The 16,425-nt window shown below is 31.1% G+C and carries 16 protein-coding genes; 5 read left to right on the top strand and 11 right to left on the bottom strand.

Annotated elements, in window-relative coordinates; genetic code table 11:
- From ABWO04_RS05470 to rsfS, 6 genes are all read right to left on the bottom strand, one after another.
- On the bottom strand, positions 1-180 hold a 180-nt coding region (locus ABWO04_RS05470), incomplete at its 3' end, for an acyl-CoA-binding protein (RefSeq protein ID WP_353078057.1).
- Positions 181-843: a phosphatidylserine decarboxylase family protein gene (locus ABWO04_RS05465; protein ID WP_353078055.1), complete on the bottom strand. Its 663-nt coding sequence runs from the start codon at positions 841-843 to the stop codon at positions 181-183.
- On the bottom strand, positions 836-1,639 hold the full coding sequence (locus tag ABWO04_RS05460; RefSeq protein WP_353078053.1) for a phosphatidate cytidylyltransferase: 804 nt from the start codon (positions 1,637-1,639) through the stop codon (positions 836-838). The genes ABWO04_RS05465 and ABWO04_RS05460 overlap by 8 nt, the downstream gene beginning before the upstream one ends.
- Before the next feature lies 1 nt (position 1,640).
- The gene (locus ABWO04_RS05455; RefSeq protein ID WP_353078052.1) at positions 1,641-2,243 is read right to left on the bottom strand and encodes a lactate utilization protein B/C; all 603 of its coding nucleotides are present in this window, start codon (positions 2,241-2,243) and stop codon (positions 1,641-1,643) included.
- A 98-nt stretch (positions 2,244-2,341) separates the two neighbouring features.
- Positions 2,342-4,321: an ATP-dependent zinc metalloprotease FtsH gene (ftsH, locus tag ABWO04_RS05450; protein WP_353078050.1), complete on the bottom strand. Its 1,980-nt coding sequence runs from the start codon at positions 4,319-4,321 to the stop codon at positions 2,342-2,344.
- A gap of 7 nt (positions 4,322-4,328) precedes the next feature.
- On the bottom strand, positions 4,329-4,697 hold the full coding sequence (gene rsfS / locus ABWO04_RS05445) for a ribosome silencing factor (RefSeq protein ID WP_291241104.1): 369 nt from the start codon (positions 4,695-4,697) through the stop codon (positions 4,329-4,331).
- Positions 4,698-4,781: 84 nt separating this feature from the next.
- On the opposite strand from rsfS, the gene ABWO04_RS05440 reads away from it, so the two are divergent.
- The 3 genes from ABWO04_RS05440 to ABWO04_RS05430 all read left to right on the top strand — a co-directional run bounded on the left by ABWO04_RS05440 (position 4,782) and on the right by ABWO04_RS05430 (position 9,570).
- A complete protein-coding gene (locus ABWO04_RS05440; RefSeq protein ID WP_353078048.1) occupies positions 4,782-5,513 on the top strand; it encodes a biotin--[acetyl-CoA-carboxylase] ligase in 732 nt (243 codons plus the stop codon).
- A gap of 97 nt (positions 5,514-5,610) precedes the next feature.
- Positions 5,611-8,808, top strand: a complete 3,198-nt coding sequence (locus ABWO04_RS05435) for a cytochrome c biogenesis protein (protein ID WP_353078046.1) — start codon at positions 5,611-5,613, stop codon at positions 8,806-8,808.
- A 126-nt stretch (positions 8,809-8,934) separates the two neighbouring features.
- Positions 8,935-9,570 carry a glutathione peroxidase gene (locus ABWO04_RS05430; RefSeq protein WP_353078044.1) on the top strand — a complete coding sequence of 212 codons (636 nt, stop codon included), beginning with the start codon at positions 8,935-8,937 and terminating at the stop codon, positions 9,568-9,570.
- Between the two features lie 80 nt (positions 9,571-9,650).
- Here ABWO04_RS05430 and ABWO04_RS05425 read toward each other — a convergent pair whose 3' ends face one another.
- Positions 9,651-10,145, bottom strand: coding sequence for a GNAT family N-acetyltransferase (locus tag ABWO04_RS05425; protein ID WP_353078042.1), 495 nt, complete (start codon positions 10,143-10,145; stop codon positions 9,651-9,653).
- Between the two features lie 336 nt (positions 10,146-10,481).
- On the opposite strand from ABWO04_RS05425, the gene menD reads away from it, so the two are divergent.
- A complete protein-coding gene (gene menD, locus ABWO04_RS05420; protein ID WP_353078040.1) occupies positions 10,482-12,143 on the top strand; it encodes a 2-succinyl-5-enolpyruvyl-6-hydroxy-3-cyclohexene-1-carboxylic-acid synthase in 1,662 nt (553 codons plus the stop codon).
- 9 nt (positions 12,144-12,152) lie between these two features.
- On the opposite strand, the gene ABWO04_RS05415 is transcribed toward menD, so the two are convergent.
- The 3 genes from ABWO04_RS05415 to ABWO04_RS05405 form a co-directional block, all read right to left on the bottom strand.
- A complete protein-coding gene (locus tag ABWO04_RS05415; protein WP_353078039.1) occupies positions 12,153-13,007 on the bottom strand; it encodes a tetratricopeptide repeat protein in 855 nt (284 codons plus the stop codon).
- A gap of 63 nt (positions 13,008-13,070) precedes the next feature.
- Positions 13,071-13,571 (bottom strand): DUF1456 family protein, encoded by a 501-nt coding sequence (locus ABWO04_RS05410; protein ID WP_353078037.1) that lies wholly within the window; start codon positions 13,569-13,571, stop codon positions 13,071-13,073.
- 52 nt (positions 13,572-13,623) lie between these two features.
- Entirely contained in the window at positions 13,624-14,418 is a 795-nt protein-coding gene (locus ABWO04_RS05405) for an alpha/beta hydrolase (RefSeq protein WP_353078035.1), read from the bottom strand.
- 237 nt (positions 14,419-14,655) lie between these two features.
- On the opposite strand from ABWO04_RS05405, the gene ABWO04_RS05400 reads away from it, so the two are divergent.
- The gene (locus tag ABWO04_RS05400; protein ID WP_353078033.1) at positions 14,656-15,057 is read left to right on the top strand and encodes an excinuclease ABC subunit B; all 402 of its coding nucleotides are present in this window, start codon (positions 14,656-14,658) and stop codon (positions 15,055-15,057) included.
- 55 nt (positions 15,058-15,112) lie between these two features.
- Here ABWO04_RS05400 and rimO read toward each other — a convergent pair whose 3' ends face one another.
- On the bottom strand, positions 15,113-16,423 hold the full coding sequence (rimO, locus tag ABWO04_RS05395) for a 30S ribosomal protein S12 methylthiotransferase RimO (RefSeq protein WP_353078031.1): 1,311 nt from the start codon (positions 16,421-16,423) through the stop codon (positions 15,113-15,115).
- Positions 16,424-16,425 lie beyond the last annotated feature (2 nt).

Below are 16,425 nucleotides of genomic sequence, written 5' to 3'. Positions count from 1 at the left end.
GGTAATAACTTCATCCGATTCATAGCCGTGATGACTATAGCTTATGTTCTCGGAAAGCGCTTGTTTGTAATAGGCATAGAGCACTAATTGTACGTCTTGCGGTACAGAAGTTTTAGGAATTTTTTCATTGGCATTTTGAATAGCTTCCTTGAATTTTTCATCTAAAGATAATTCACTCATTTATTTTTTCGAAATTATAGTTTTGTTTCCAATCGCTTTATCTCCTAATTTTACATTTATAGGCGTTCCTATTGGGAAATATAAATCCACTCTTGAACCAAATTTAATAAAACCAGCATCAGTTCCTTGTACTACTGTCATGCCTACTTCGGCATAGTTTACAATTCGTTTCGCTAAAGCACCTGCAATTTGACGATATAATATATCTCCATACACGTTATTTTCAATAACAACGGTAGTTCGTTCGTTCTCTTCACTGGCTTTAGGATGCCATGCCACTAAGAATTTTCCAGGGTGATATTTACTATATTTTACTATTCCATTTACAGCATATCGAGTTACATGCACATTAATTGGCGACATAAAAATTGAAACCATTAATCGTTTGTCTTTAAAATATTCCGATTCGAATACTTCTTCAATCACCACAACTTTTCCATCAACTGGAGCTAACACATGATGGTCGCTAATATTTGCAATTCGAGTTGGATTTCTGAAAAACTGAAGAATAAGTACTAAAAATCCTAAAAGCACTACTTGTAAGATTTTGCAAACTATAATATTGCTTTCATGAAATAAATAATCAACACCAAAAATACCTATAACGGTAATTAAAGTTGAAATCAATATAATTTTAGCACCTTCTGGATGAAACTTAAGCATAATAGAAATAAATTAAATAAAATATATATAAAAATGGAATAACAAAAATAGCACTATCTAATCGGTCTAAAATACCACCGTGTCCGGGCATAATATTTCCACTGTCTTTAACACCGGCTTCTCTTTTAAATTTAGATTCAACTAAATCGCCAAGTGTACCAAATATTGAAATAATTAAAGCGCTAATAATCCACAAAGTTACATTAAAAAAGGTGTAAAATTGACTAATTATTACAGATGCTATTATTGTAAATACGATTCCGCCAATGAACCCTTCAATTGTTTTTTTTGGAGAAACTCGTTCAAGTAATTTGTGTTTTCCAATTGATTTTCCAACTAAATAAGCAAAGGTGTCATTACACCAAATCATTATAAACATAGCTAAAACAATTTCGTATTTAGCTGGATTTGTAAAATTAGGTAAGGATAGTAATAATATAAATGGTAAGGTTATGTAAAGAAAAAAATGACTGTGTTTTTTGTGGTATTTATGAAACGAAATGTTTTTAAATAAATTAATCAAAAGTAAAATATTGAAAACTACACATCCAAAGGCCAAATAAATTAAATTTACTGGTGGCAACTTACTCAAAAAGAAAAGTACAGAAATTAATATACCACCAATAGCAAATAAATAATATGATTTGTAGTGTGTCATTTTTGAAAATTCATAAATACTTAAACACATAAAAACAGTGAATAATATATGAAATGTTATTGGTGAAAATAACGTACAGAAAACAAGTAATGCAATATAAACAGCACCACTGATAGCTCTTGTTACATTTTCAGTCATTTTATAAATCTTCTAATAGAATTAAGTATAAGTTTTTATGGCAACTTCCATAATGAAGAAAATCTTCTTCTTTTGTTTTTTCAAAATACTTAATAGCAGTAATATTTGTAGGGTATTCTTTGTCGTATTTTGTTTTGATGTTTCTTAAGCCATCGCCTTTTGTCATTAAAAGTTGGCTGGTTGAAGCATAAACAATAATATTGGTAGGTAATTCGTCTATTTTGAATTGTTTTAATTGTTTAGAAGAAAATAAAATGGAACCTTCATCAGCAATTAAGTTTTCGCAAGCGGTAAAAAAGAAAGTTGGATTTGTTGCGTTTTTATATTCTAATCGGTTCTCGTCAAGAAAATTAAAAAGCCTTGAATCAAAACATTGTACTTCATTTTCAAACCAATCGTTTTCTTCTAAAATATTTTCAAAGTTCTCATGAGCTTCTTCCATATTTGAACAATAAATAAATTTTCCGCCATTATTTTTAAAATTAATGGTGAATAATTCATCTACAGGCGTATTTATGTCTGGTGCATATTGGCTTTTTTCGACGTTATTCTCCTGATTATCAGCTACGTCTTGATTGCCAAATATCTTTTTGAAAATATTCATTTTATATCTGTAACAATTCTTAAACATCAAATATAAAAAAATCTTAACTTAAAATCACTTTCAAGTTAAGATTTTTTATACAAAATATTGTTAATAACTTATTCAGTTATAATTTCTTCATCGGTTTCTGCAATAATTTCCGACATTGTTTCTGGTTTTTCGTCTTCAATATCGAAAGGTCTTTTTCCAAAAATAGTTTCTAAATCATCTTTAAAAATAACTTCTTTATCAATTAAAACGGCTGCCAATTCCTCTAATTTAGTCCTGTTTTCTGTTAAAATAGAAATGGCTCTTTGATATTGTTCTTCAATTAAACCTGAAATCTCAGCATCAATTACTTTTGCAGTATCATCTGAATAAGGTTTCGAAAAATTATAATCCGATTGTCCAGATGAATCGTAATACGTAATATTTCCAATTTTATCATTTAGACCATAAACAGTAACCATAGCACGAGCTTGTTTGGTTACTTTTTCTAAATCTGAAAGTGCACCTGTTGAAATTTTATCGAAAACAACTTTTTCAGCAGCTCTTCCACCCATTGTAGCACACATTTCGTCTAACATTTGTTCTGTTCTAACGATTTGTCTTTCTTCAGGTAAATACCATGCCGCACCTAAACTTTGTCCACGAGGTACGATAGTTACTTTTACTAAAGGCGCCGCGTGTTGTAACATCCAACTAACTGTAGCATGACCTGCTTCATGAATGGCAATGGCGTGTTTTTCTTCTTTAGTAATAATTTTATTTTTCTTTTCTAAACCGCCAACAATTCTGTCAACAGCATCTAAAAAGTCTTGTTTATCAACTGCTTTTTTGTTTTTTCTTGCTGCAACTAAAGCGGCTTCATTACATACATTGGCAATGTCGGCACCAGAAAATCCAGGAGTTTGTTTGGCTAAAAATTCAGTATCTAAAGTTTCTGCTTTTGTAATTGGTTTTAAATGTACTTCAAATATTTCCTTACGTTCTCTAATATCTGGTAAGTCCACATAAATTTGTCTGTCAAAACGTCCAGCACGCATTAAAGCTTTGTCTAAAACATCGGCTCTGTTTGTGGCAGCTAATACAATTACATTAGAATTAGTTCCGAATCCGTCCATTTCAGTAAGTAATTGATTTAGCGTATTTTCTCTTTCGTCGTTTCCGCCAGACATATTGTTTTTACCACGGGCTCTACCAACTGCATCAATTTCATCAATAAAAATAATTGCTGGGGCTTTTTCTTTGGCTTGTTTAAATAAATCTCTAACACGAGAGGCTCCAACTCCTACAAACATTTCTACAAAATCAGAACCTGATAACGAGAAGAAAGGCACGTTAGCTTCACCTGCTACGGCTTTTGCAAGTAAGGTTTTTCCTGTTCCTGGAGGACCTACTAATAAGGCACCTTTTGGAATTTTACCACCAATACTTGTAAATTTTTCAGGTGTTTTAAGGAATTCTACAATTTCTTGAATTTCTTCTTTTGCCCCTTCTAAACCAGCTACGTTTTCAAAAGTAACTTTTACATCGTTTTTTTCATCAAATAGTTTTGCTTTCGATTTTCCAATGCTAAAAATTTGACCACCACCACCTGGGCCTCCAGCCATTCTTTTAGAAATGAAATAGAAAAATCCAATGAAAATTAAGGTTGGTAATAACATACCTATCCAATCACCCCAGTTTCCTGTAGGTTGTATGTCGTAAGCAGAAATTAACTTATTTTTTTTCGCTTCTTTTAATTCATTTTGAAAAAGGTCTAAACTACCCACATCTTTTACTAAGTAATGCGGTCCTTTTTCTTTGGTTACTTTTTTTAATTCTTCATCTTTAGAAGCAACGTATGCAGCTTTTTTTAAAGTTACTTCGGCTGTATTTCCAGAAGTACTAGTTAAAATATCTACTTTTTCAATTTGGTTTTTACTTAACAAATCATAAAAAGAAGAAATAGAGGTCGATTTCGGATAATTCATATCGAAACCACCATTAAAAAAGTTAATTAATAATATTACAGAAATGGCTAAAATTGGAAAAAACCAAGGGCCAAGCTTTACTACCTTAATAATAGGTTTGTTTTTATTTTCGTTTTCTGACATAATGGGTTTAAAATTTATTTTCTATTGAAGTAATTTTAGCATCACCCCAAAGACTCTCAATGTTATAATATTCTCTAATGTGTTTTTGAAATACGTGTACTACAATGCTTACATAATCCATTAATACCCATTCGCCAACATCTGTTCCTTCTATATGCCAAGGTTTGTCTTTTAGTTCTTTGGACACGCCTTTTTGTACCGAACCTACAATTGCATTTACTTGCGTATTTGAATTTCCATTGCAAATTACAAAATAATCACAAACGCTATTGTCAATCCCTCTTAAATCAAGAATATCAATATCTAATCCTTTTACATCTTCAATTCCTTTGATGATACTTGATAGTAAATCATCTGTGCTAATATTTTTCGTCATCTATTATTTATTCGTTTTATGCAAAGGTATCATTTTTTGTCTTTATTTTTGTAACTTAAATTAAGTAATAATTAAATTTCTTATATGCATATTATCAAACTCAATGCCATTGATTCTACAAATAGTTATTTAAAGGAATTATCTGCCAAACAAATGGTTGCTAATTTTACAGTTGTGGTAGCAGAAAATCAAACTAATGGACGAGGACAGCGTGGTGCAAATTGGGAAGTTGAAAAGGGTAAAAACCTAACATTCAGTGTCTTGATTAAAGATGTTTTGGTAAGTACAGCCGAGGTTTTTAACTTAAATGTGCTTGTTGCAGTAACTTTGTTTCAAACGTTTTTGAACTTAAAAATTGAAAACTTAGCCATTAAATGGGCAAACGACATTTTGGCAGATAAAAAGAAAATTTGTGGTATTTTAATTGAAAATCAGTTTAAAAGTGCTTCGGAGATACTTTCTATTGTTGGGATTGGCATAAATGTGAATCAAGAACATTTTATTAATTTACCTCAAGCCAGTTCTCTAAAAAATAGTTCGGGGAAAGAATTTAATAAGGAAGAAGTATTGATGTTGTTTTTATCCCAATTTCAAAGTAATCTTACTTTATATAAAAATGAAGGTGGTTCTTATTTTTGGAATATATACCACGAAAATTTATTTAAAAAAGATATTCCAATTGCTTTTGAAAATGCAGATAAAGTTAAATTTATGGGAATTATCAAACAAGTTTTACCAAATGGTTTGTTGGAATTAGAATTGGAAGACGACACGTTACAATTATTTGATATCAAACAACTAAAAATGTTGTATTAAATAGTCATATAAAAACAGGTATTAAATTTTGTTAAAATAGCACCAGTTTATTTTCTTATTCTGTACATTTGCACCACTTATATAAAGACTACATTTTATGTTACAAAAATTACTTTCCGCACTATATTCTACACGCCTAATGGCACTTTTGTTTATTGGTTTTGCAGCAGCAATGGCAGCAGGAACATTTATTGAAGACGCCTATAACACAGAAACTGCCAGAATTTGGATTTATAACGCTTGGTGGTTTGAGGCCATTATGGTGTTTTTTGTAATTAATTTTTTCGGAAATATTAAACGCTACCAATTGTATAAAAAAGAAAAATGGGCTACCTTATTGTTACATTTGTCTTGGATTTTTATAATTGTGGGTGCTTTTGTAACCCGATATATCAGTTATGAAGGCTTAATGCCTATTCGTGAAGGTGCGATTTCAAACACAGTATATTCAGATATGCCACATCTTACTGCTTTTGTAGATGGAGAATATCAAGGTGAAATGAAGCGTAAAACAATTGAAAAGCAGTTATTATTATCTCAAGCTACCACAAATTCTTTTTCATATTCCGATAAATTTTCAGATATTCCATATAAAATTGAATTGCAAGAATTTATTATGAATGCCGTTCAGACATTTAAACCCGATGCCAAAGGAAAATTATATATCAAATTAGTAGAAGCCAGCGGCGGAAGTAGAAAAGAACATTTTTTATGTGAAGGTGAAGTAAAAAATATTAGTAACGTGCTTTTTGCGTTCAATAAATTTACGCAGGGCGCCATTAATATTACAAAAGCTGCTGATGATTATACCATTCAAACGCCATTTGATGGTAATTTTATGCGAATGGCAGATAAAATGCAAGGCACAATTTCGAAAGATAAATCAAGTCCTTTGATGTTTCGTTCTTTGTATAACGCTGGAGGAAGTCAGTTTGTGTTTCCAGAATTGCCTCAAAAAGGGCAGGTTGTTTTAGCGTCTAATAACGACTATAAAGACAAAAAAACGGATGATGCCATAATTGTTAAAGTCACGTCTCAAAACAAAGAGGAAATTGTTACACTAATGGGTTCAAAAGGAAAACAAGGAGAACCAAATAGTTTTAAAATTGGAAAATTAGATTTCACATTAATGTATGGAAGTAAAGTGCATACACTACCTTTTTCAATTAAATTGAATGATTTCGTAGCCGAAAAATATCCTGGAACCGAAAAAAGTTATTCGGCTTTTAAGAGTAAAATCGAAATTCAAGACAAAGAAAAATCGAAAACGTTTACGGATAGCGTTTTTATGAATCATATTTTAGACTATAGAGAATTTCGTTTCTTTCAAGCCAGCTTTGATGAAGATGAAAAAGGAACGGTTCTTTCTGTAAATCACGATTTCTGGGGGACTTGGATTACTTACATCGGTTATTTCTTATTGTATTTTGCTATGATGGTTATTTTGTTTGATAAAAACACCCGATTTAATGATTTGAAATTGAAGTTGGATAAAATTCGAGCTAAAAAAGCCACATTAGTAGCTATTTTATTCTTTTTTGGAATGTTTGGTTTTGCTCAAGATAATCATAACAATCACGAAGGACATAATCACGGAACCGACCCACATCAAAATGAAACTTCAGCACAAAAACCAAAAATGCCAACGGCTGCAGAATCTTTAAAAGAGATTAAAAAATATATGGTTTCTGCCGAACACGCAGAAAAATTTGGGCGACTTGTGGTTCAAGATGTGAGTGGAAGAATGAAACCTGTAAATACTTTTTCGTCTGAATTATTAAGAAAAGTTTCTAAAAATGACACCTTTGAAGGATTTACTTCAGATCAGGTTTTGATTTCAATGAATCAGTTTCCTGAGTTTTGGTATCAAATTCCTATTGTACACTTAACAAGAGGAAACGACAGTATTCGTAAAATAATTGGTGTAGATGAGAAAGCAAAATATGCTCCATTAATTAGCTTTTTCGATGATTTCGGAAATTATAAATTGCAAAAACAAACGGATGAAGCGTATAAAGAAGCGGTTCCAAACCAATTTCAAAAAGACTTCTTAGATGCTGATAAAAAAGTAAATTTATTGTATTCGGCAATTAGTGGACAAATTTTACGATTTTTTCCACTTCCAAATGACGCCAACAATAAATGGGCTTCGTATTTAGAATTGCAACATCCAACGAAAACCAATTTAGATGTCGTAAAAAATATTATTCCTTTTTATTTTAGCGAAGCGGCAAAAGCATCACAATCTAAAGACTATAAAAATGCTGAAAGTTTATTAAAAGGCTTATCCGATTATCAAAAGAAATTTGGCGGAAAAGTAATGCTTTCAGAGGATAAATTAGAAGCAGAAATTCAGTATAACAAATACGATATTTTTAAGAAATTATATACCTATTACGCTTTAGTAGGAATATTAATGTTCATTTTTGTAATTGTTCAAATTTTTAATAAAAAGAAATGGATAAATTATGTGGTGAAATTTTTCCACGGAAGTATTATTTTGTTGTTTCTTATCCATCTTGGAGGATTAATTTTACGATGGTATATTTCAGGCCATGCACCTTGGTCCGATGCCTATGAAAGTATGATTTATGTTGGTTGGGCTACTATGTTTTTTGGTGTAGCATTCGGTAGAAAATCGGAATTAACTCTTGCGGCTACAACATTTGTTGCTGCTATTATTTTATGGGTGGCGCATCTAAATTATATGGATCCTGCAATTGCAAATTTACAACCAGTTTTAAACTCGTATTGGTTAATGATTCACGTTGCGGTTATTGTTGCAAGTTACGGACCCTTTACATTGGGTATGATTTTGGGATTGGTAGCGTTATTTTTAATGATTTTTACCAACAAAAACAACAAAGCCAAAATGGAACTTAGTATAAAAGAAATCACCTACATTAATGAATTGGCTTTAACGGTTGGTTTAGTGATGCTAACTATTGGGAATTTCCTTGGCGGACAATGGGCAAATGAAAGTTGGGGACGCTATTGGGGCTGGGATCCAAAAGAAACTTGGGCATTAATTAGTATTATGGTGTATGCATTTGTAATTCACGCTCGTTTTGTTCCTGCTTTGCGTGGTTTGTTTGCCTATAACTTTATGTCGGTTTTAGCTTTTGCAAGTATTTTAATGACGTATTTCGGAGTGAATTTCCATTTAAGCGGCAAGCATTCGTATGCATCTGGAGAATCTCAAAGCGTAGAGTATTACATATATGCCTTAGCAATTGTTTTGGTAATTTCTGCAATTGCATTTATTCAGTATAAAAAAATGTATAAGAAAAAATAAAACAAAGTATTTATATATTTAATAAGACCTAACAGCTTTTTATGCCTGTTAGGTTTTTTTATTTAACCCAACATTAACTTTTGTTTTCTATAACATTTCATATATTTGATTTTAAATAAATTGATTATGAAACTATTTCACACGTTTACTGGCGCAGTATTGATTTTATTGGCTTGTAATACAAAATCGGAAGAAAAAAAATCAGAAAACTGGGAACATTTCGTGGAAAACACAAACGAAAATGTTTCAGTAGAAACTCCAAAAACAAACACAATGGAACAAGGTTCAATTTATACTTTTAAAGTAAAAGATTTATCAGGAAACGAATTTGATTTTGCCACTCTCAAAGGTAAAAAAATCTTAATTGTAAATACGGCTTCAGAATGTGGATTAACACCTCAATATGAGCAATTACAAGCAGTTTATGAAAAATATAAAGACAGTAATTTTGTAATTGTTGGTTTTCCTGCAAACAATTTTGGTGCACAAGAACCAGGAACAAATGCCGAAATTGGTGCCTTTTGTAAAAAGAATTACGGCGTAACTTTTCCAATGATGGAAAAAATATCTGTAAAAGGTAGCGATATGCACGTTTTGTATCAGTTTTTAACTCAAAAAAGTAAAAACGGGTTAAAAGACAGCGAAGTAGAATGGAATTTTCAAAAATATTTAATTGATGAAAAAGGACATTTAGCAGCGGTTATGTCGCCAAGAGTTTTGCCAAATGACACTTCGATTACCAATTGGATTGAAGGAAAATAAATAAATAACTTTCAATTTTTAAATTCCAAATTCCAATTTATAACTTTATTGGAGTTTGGAATTTTTTTATTGGAATTTTCCTAAAGTATTTTCTGCATAAAAACAGAGTGCAACCAGCGGTCAAATTTAAAACCAGATTCTTTAATGAAACCTGCTTTTTCAAAGCCAAATTTTTCGTGAAAAGCAATACTACTTTCATTTTCCGAATCAATAACGCCAATCATCGTATGAAGATTTTGCTTTTTTGCTAATTCGATTAATTCAGAAAGTAATAATTTTCCTATTCCTTTGCCGATATAGTTTTTTTTGGCATACACCGAATGTTCTACTGTAAATTTATAGGCTTCTCTAAATCGAAATTCGCTGTAATAGCCAAATCCAACAATTTCATCGGCAACTTTTGCTACAATAATTGGGAACCCTTTTTGTAATTTATCGTCAAAAATAGCCAATTGTTGTGTTAAAGTTCGAGGTTGATAATCGTATAAAGCGGTACCAGTTAAAATTTGATCGTTAATAATTTCAAGTATAGCTGGACAATCTTCCGATTGATACGTTTGAATTGATGGGTTCATTTTAGTATTTATTTATGATATAAAAATATAAAAAAATGTGTATTTATTAGTAATTTTGTCACTAAGAATATTTTAAAAACATATAGGCACATAGTTTTATTTATATTGCCATGAATTTACGAATTTAAAAAATAGTTGACATAGTTTGTATTATTCATCTTTTACGAAAAATTCGAATTAAATCTAATCCCTTTTACATTAGTGAATTCGTGGCAAAATAATGATAAATTTGATTTGAAACATTCTTTTTGCTTTGTGTTCTATTTTGAGCGAAGCGACTTTTTCATCATAAAAACTTATGTTTCTATGTGTTTATTAATTTTTTAACTAGTAAAATTGAAAGCCAACCTATATCCAAAAATACCATTAGCGCAAGCGGTTATTGAAATTTTTCGTCAAAAAGAAATTCAGCATATTGTAATTTCTCCAGGATCGAGAAACGCTCCTTTGACTATGGGATTTACCAATCAGGAAGGTTTTATGTGTTATAGCATTGCTGATGAACGTTGTGCTGCTTTTTTTGCTTTAGGTTTGGCACAACAATTACAAAAACCTGTTGCGGTGGTTTGTACTTCAGGTTCGGCAGTTTTAAATTATTATCCTGCAGTTGCGGAAGCATTTTATAGCCAAATTCCTTTGCTTGTCGTTTCAGCTGACAGGCCAAAAAGTAAAATTGATATTGGTGACGGACAAACCATTCGTCAAGAAAATGTATTTGCCAATCATATTGTTTTTTCAGCGAATTTATCTGAAAATGCTTCAATGCAGAATGATAATCTTATTGTTTTAGCTATTGAAACAGCCATTTCTCAAAAAGGTCCAGCGCACATAAATGTTCCGTTTGAGGAGCCGTTGTATGAAACTATTTTAGGACCAACTTATGTTCCAAAAGTCACTACTTCTGCTATTGAAGATGCTGAGTTTACTTTAGACGCGAAATTAATTTCAGAATGGCAGTCGGCTAAAAAGAAATTAATTTTAGTAGGCGAGTTGTTACCAAATGCTATCGAACAAAAATATATTGAATCCTTAGCTAATGACGAAAGTGTATTGGTGCTTTTAGAAAAAACATCTAATTTACATCATCCTTCATTTATAGATAGAATTGACACTTTGGTTTCTACGTTTTCTGAAGAAGAAAAGCTTAATTTTCAACCCGATATTTTGCTAACTTTTGGTGGTATGATAGTTTCTAAACGAATAAAATCGTTATTGCGAAATTATCAGCCAAAGCAACATTGGCATATTGATGAAATTAGGGCTTATGATACATTTGGTTGTTTATCGAACCACTTCAAGACGTCTATTTCAGAATTTTTTAAACAGTTATTTAATGAGGAGTTAAAAACTGTGTCAAGTTATCAGACTCATTTTCAGACTATTTGGAAAGATAGATTAGTAAAACACGAAAAGTATATGTCTGAAATTTCATTTTCAGATTTTAAAGTTTTCGATTTTTTAAGTCGTCATTTACCTGAGAATATTCAGTTACAAGTTAGCAATAGTTCGCCAATTCGATATCTGCAATTGGTAAATTGCAATAAAACAATTGAGGTGTTTTGTAATCGTGGTACAAGTGGAATTGATGGCAGTACTTCAACGGCAATTGGAGCTTCTTTAGCAAATAAAAAACCTACAATCTTCATTACTGGCGATATAAGTTTTCTGTACGACAGCAATGCGCTATGGAACAATTATATTCCGAAGAATTTCAAAATTATTTTAATTAATAATAGTGGAGGAGGAATATTTAGAATTTTACCAGGACATCAAGAAACGGAAACATTCAATACTTTTTTCGAAACGTCTCATCACTTAACAGCAGAACATTTGGCAAAAATGTATGCATTTAAATATACTTCAGTTCAAAACGAAGCGGAACTGCATGCTGTTTGGGATTCTTTTATTGCGAACGATAATAAACCATCAATTTTAGAGATTTTTACCCCAGAAAAAATAAATGATATTGTTTTATTAGATTATTTTAAGAAGTTGTAATTACAGAGTTTATTTATTTAATTCTGTCTCCATTAACTTTAAGTATTTAGTAAACTGATTTTCAGTTTTCGACCATTTTTCAGCTTCCATTTTCCATTTATTAAAATTAACTTTATCTTTTGTTTCATAATATTTAAATGCAAGATTATAGGCAGTTTCTTGAATGTAGTTTTCTTCTTTACACGTTTTTACCATTGTAAAATATGTTTTTATTACGTCAGCTGTTTTTCCTTGATGATTATATGAATACGCCAATTCTTTATAAGTATAGCAATCATTTGGATTGTTTTTAATAGCTTTTAATAAACAAATTTCTGCACTTTCATATTTTTTTAACGCATTATAAGAAAATGCTAATTCTGTTTGTAATCCTTTAAAATTTGGATCTATTTTCTCAGCTTTTTCTAAATAAGTTAATGCTTTTTCACATTCATTCCATCCATTATATAGGAATCCCCAGCGATAAAGATGGTCAATAGAATTTTCATCCGATTTGTAAATCGCTAACCATTTTGGTGTTTTCTCAATTTCAAGTTCTGTAAATTTAGATTCGGGTATTTCTGCTATAGCAACACGATTTGGCTCAAGTCTTACTTTCATAAAACCAACTTCTCTTATTGAATCTTGTTTTATTCTATTAAATTTCCCTGTTTTATCAATTTTAAAATTTCCTTCATAGTTTAAAGTTAAACCTGCTGTAGCGTCAATATAAATAAAACCAAAAATATAAAGACTATCTTTATCCATTTGATAGGCTACCCATTTGTCTTCACATTGCACATTTCTTTTATCGAATTTCAATACGTTTTGAGCGTGTAGCGAACTTATTAAAGCGAAGAATAATAAAGTAAATAGTTGTTTCATAGTTATAAATTTAGGGTTGAATCAAATATAAAAAAAATCCTCAATACTATTGAGGATTTGCTTTTATTTTTTTCCGTCTTTAAATTTGAATTTTTCAACTGGATTTTGTTTGGCAGGTTTTTTATCGTTGCCAAATTTATTTTTTCCAAACGCTGGTTTTTTATCTAAACTTTCACCGGTTTTTGGTTTAAAATCCTTTTTGTCGCCAGTTCTTGGTTTAAACTGTGTTTTACTATCCGTTTTATTATATGGTTTTTTCGGTTCGTAAATGGTTTTATCTGTTCGTTCAGTTTGTGTTTCGTAATTTTTGTGCGACTTAATTACTTCTCGTGGATTTTTTGGGTTTTCCTTTGTCCCACGTAAATGAATAATTAATCCGTTTAGAAAATTACGTAGTACTTGATCGCCACATTCCATAAAATTAGCGTGGTCTTCCGCACGGAAAATATCACCTAATTCGCCTTTCGACATTTTAAAATCGACTAAATTTAAGATTTCAACTATTTGGTCATCACGTAATTGTAAAGCCACACGTAGCTTTTTGAAGATATCGTTGTTATTCATTTTATAGTTTATTGTTTGTTATTCGTAAATCGTAAATCGTAAATCAATTTTATCAGAAAAGCCAAAGATACGCTTTTGCAAACGCATTTCGCCATAATTTTTCGTTATGTTCGCCCTCTTTTACGATTACGGATTTATTTAGCTTTTTGCATTCACAACGTTTTGAATTGATTAGTGTTTCCATTTCTTTCATATCAGAAACCATTGCGCCGCTATCTTCTTTATCGCCACAAAGCAAATAAATTTTGGTAGTAAATTTTGGTGTTTCTTCCATTTTCTGAAAAATTTCTTTTTTGTTAATCCAAAAAGCAGGTGAGAAGCAACCTACCTTTCCAAAAACCTCTGGATATTGCAAAGCTGCGTAAAATGAAACCAATCCACCAAGGGAACTGCCCCAAATACCCGTGTTTTTTGCATTGGTTTTGGTTCTGTAGGTTGAATCAATATGAGGTTTTACTGTTTTTACAATAAATTCTAAGTAGGCATTGGCATTTCCGCCGCCATATTTTTCGTTTTTATACGGAGAAAGTTCGTCTATTCGTTTTTCATTTCCGTGTTCTATACCAATTATAATGACTTTCGCTTTTAAGCTATCTAAGGTTTCGTCGATGTTCCATTCTCCAGCATATGAAGCTGCTGCATCAAATAAATTTTGGGCATCGTGCATATAAATTACAGGATATTTTTTATTGGATTTTTCGTAATTTATAGGTAAATACACCCAAATTTTCTTTTTGGTTTGAAGCTGTGGTGCGTCTATTTCAAATGTGGAAAATCGCTTTTGCGCTACTGTTTTCGTAATAGAAATCAAAAAAAAGAATAGAAATAGTCTTAAAAATTGTTGCATTTTTTTATATTTGAAGATTACTATAAAAACCCTTTGGGTCTAATTAGCATTATAATTTATTTAGCCACTAATTTTCGAATTTTTTGTATTGCAATGTCTATTTAATTCGAATTTTCATCAAAGATGAACTAATTTTTACTAAAATTTTCAAATATTCGAGAATTCGTGGCAAAAAAAAAGTAAAATAAAAACACTTTTAATAATTACATCCAACTGGATATAAAAGTAATAATTTTGATGGAAACTACTCAAGAAAAAATTAGTTTGTTGCAAGAAATGATTTCGTTTGCATTAATTGACGGCGAATTACACGATAAAGAATATGATTTTATTGAAATTGTAGCGTACGAATTGGGAATTGATAAAGCCACTTTATTGAAATTATATGAAAATAAAGGTGAAGTTAAAGTAATAAAAGACGAAATGAACCGAATTTGTCAGTTTTATCGTTTGGCTTTATTAATGCGTTGTGATAATGTTTTACACGAAAGAGAAATTATAAAAATTAATGAAATTGGCATTCATATGGGACTAAATCCGTATGCGATGAAACGCGTTTTAAAACTAATTGAAGAATCACCAAATCATATCGTTGATGCACATACATTAATTGCTATTTTCAGCGAACAGTTAAATTAGGTTTTCTTTTGGGTAAAAGGCAAAAGGTATAAGTAAAAAGGTTTAGAGTTTACTTTTATACCGGCTCCGCATACAAATCAAATTCTGTAGCTTCAATGATTTTTAAGTTTACGAAATCGCCTGTTTTTAAATAGAATTTTGAAGCGTCTATTAATACTTCATTATCTACATCAGGACTGTCAAATTCAGTTCGTCCAACAAAATGTTCGCCTTCTTTTCTGTCGATGACACATTTAAATGTTTGTCCAATTTTTTCTTGATTTAATTCCCAAGAAATTTGTGCTTGGATATCCATAATTTGTGCGGCGCGATCTTGTTTTACTTCTTCAGGCACATTGTCTTCTAATAAATAGGCGTGCGTGTTTTCCTCGTGAGAATAGGTAAAGCAACCCAAACGTTCGAAACGCATTTCCTCAACCCAACTTTTAAGTATATTGAAATCTTCTTCAGTTTCGCCAGGATAACCCACAATTAAAGTCGTTCTAATAGTCATTTCAGGAACTAACGCTCTAAATTCTTTAATTAAATTCGTCGTTTTTTCTTGAGTTGTTCCACGTCGCATCGATTTTAAAATACTATCTGAAATATGTTGTAACGGAATATCTAAATAGTTGCAAATTTTTGGTTCGCGTTTCATTAATTCTAAAACGTCCATAGGAAAACCAGTAGGGAAGGCGTAATGTAATCGAATCCATTCAATTCCTTCTACTTTAACTAAGGCTTCTAAAAGCTCGGCTAAGTTTCTTTTTTTGTATAAATCTAAACCGTAATAGGTTAAATCTTGTGCAATTAAAATTAATTCTTTTACGCCATTTTTTGCTAATTTCTCCGCTTCAATCACCAAATGTTCAATAGGAGTAGACTTGTGTTTTCCTCTCATTAAAGGAATGGCACAAAAACTACAAGGTCTATCGCAACCTTCAGCAATTTTTAAATAGGCGTAATTTTTAGGCGTTGTGGTTAAACGTTCTCCAATTAATTCGTGTTTATAATCGGCACCTAATGCTTTTAATAATAAAGGTAATTCAGTAGTGCCAAAAAACTGGTCTATATTTGGAATTTCTTTTTCTAAATCGGGTCTGTATCGTTCAGATAAACAACCTGTAACAAAAACTTTATCTACTAAACCTTGTTCTTTTTTTTCGGCATATTCTAGAATCGTATTTACCGATTCTTCTTTCGCATTATCAATAAAACCACACGTATTAATTACTATGATGTTTCCTCCGTCTTTTGTGGCTTCGTGTGTTACTTCTTTTCCGTTGGCACGAAGTTGTCCCATTAAAACTTCACTATCATATACGTTTTTAGAACAACCTAAGGTAATGACGTTGATTTTATTTTTCTTTAAAGACTTGGTTCTCATAG

This window comes from Flavobacterium sp., assembly GCF_040382755.1.
Taxonomy (GTDB): Bacteria; Bacteroidota; Bacteroidia; order Flavobacteriales; family Flavobacteriaceae; genus Flavobacterium.
The sequence above is the reverse complement of the archived record's forward strand: the minus strand, read 5'-3'. Positions and strand labels throughout refer to the sequence as shown.

Bases quoted from the DNA above. Each gene is read 5' to 3' on its own strand.
- ABWO04_RS05465 (WP_353078055.1), bottom strand. From the start codon at position 843: ATGCTTAAGTTTCATCCAGAAGGTGCTAAAATTATATTGATTTCAACT.
- ABWO04_RS05460 (WP_353078053.1), bottom strand. From the start codon at position 1,639: ATGACTGAAAATGTAACAAGAGCTATCAGTGGTGCTGTTTATATTGCA.
- ABWO04_RS05455 (WP_353078052.1), bottom strand. From the start codon at position 2,243: ATGAATATTTTCAAAAAGATATTTGGCAATCAAGACGTAGCTGATAAT.
- ftsH (WP_353078050.1), bottom strand. From the start codon at position 4,321: ATGTCAGAAAACGAAAATAAAAACAAACCTATTATTAAGGTAGTAAAG.
- rsfS (WP_291241104.1), bottom strand. From the start codon at position 4,697: ATGACGAAAAATATTAGCACAGATGATTTACTATCAAGTATCATCAAA.
- ABWO04_RS05440 (WP_353078048.1), top strand. From the start codon at position 4,782: ATGCATATTATCAAACTCAATGCCATTGATTCTACAAATAGTTATTTA.
- ABWO04_RS05435 (WP_353078046.1), top strand. From the start codon at position 5,611: ATGTTACAAAAATTACTTTCCGCACTATATTCTACACGCCTAATGGCA.
- ABWO04_RS05430 (WP_353078044.1), top strand. From the start codon at position 8,935: ATGAAACTATTTCACACGTTTACTGGCGCAGTATTGATTTTATTGGCT.
- ABWO04_RS05425 (WP_353078042.1), bottom strand. From the start codon at position 10,145: ATGAACCCATCAATTCAAACGTATCAATCGGAAGATTGTCCAGCTATA.
- ABWO04_RS05415 (WP_353078039.1), bottom strand. From the start codon at position 13,007: ATGAAACAACTATTTACTTTATTATTCTTCGCTTTAATAAGTTCGCTA.
- ABWO04_RS05410 (WP_353078037.1), bottom strand. From the start codon at position 13,571: ATGAATAACAACGATATCTTCAAAAAGCTACGTGTGGCTTTACAATTA.
- ABWO04_RS05405 (WP_353078035.1), bottom strand. From the start codon at position 14,418: ATGCAACAATTTTTAAGACTATTTCTATTCTTTTTTTTGATTTCTATT.
- ABWO04_RS05400 (WP_353078033.1), top strand. From the start codon at position 14,656: ATGGAAACTACTCAAGAAAAAATTAGTTTGTTGCAAGAAATGATTTCG.
- rimO (WP_353078031.1), bottom strand. From the start codon at position 16,423: ATGAGAACCAAGTCTTTAAAGAAAAATAAAATCAACGTCATTACCTTA.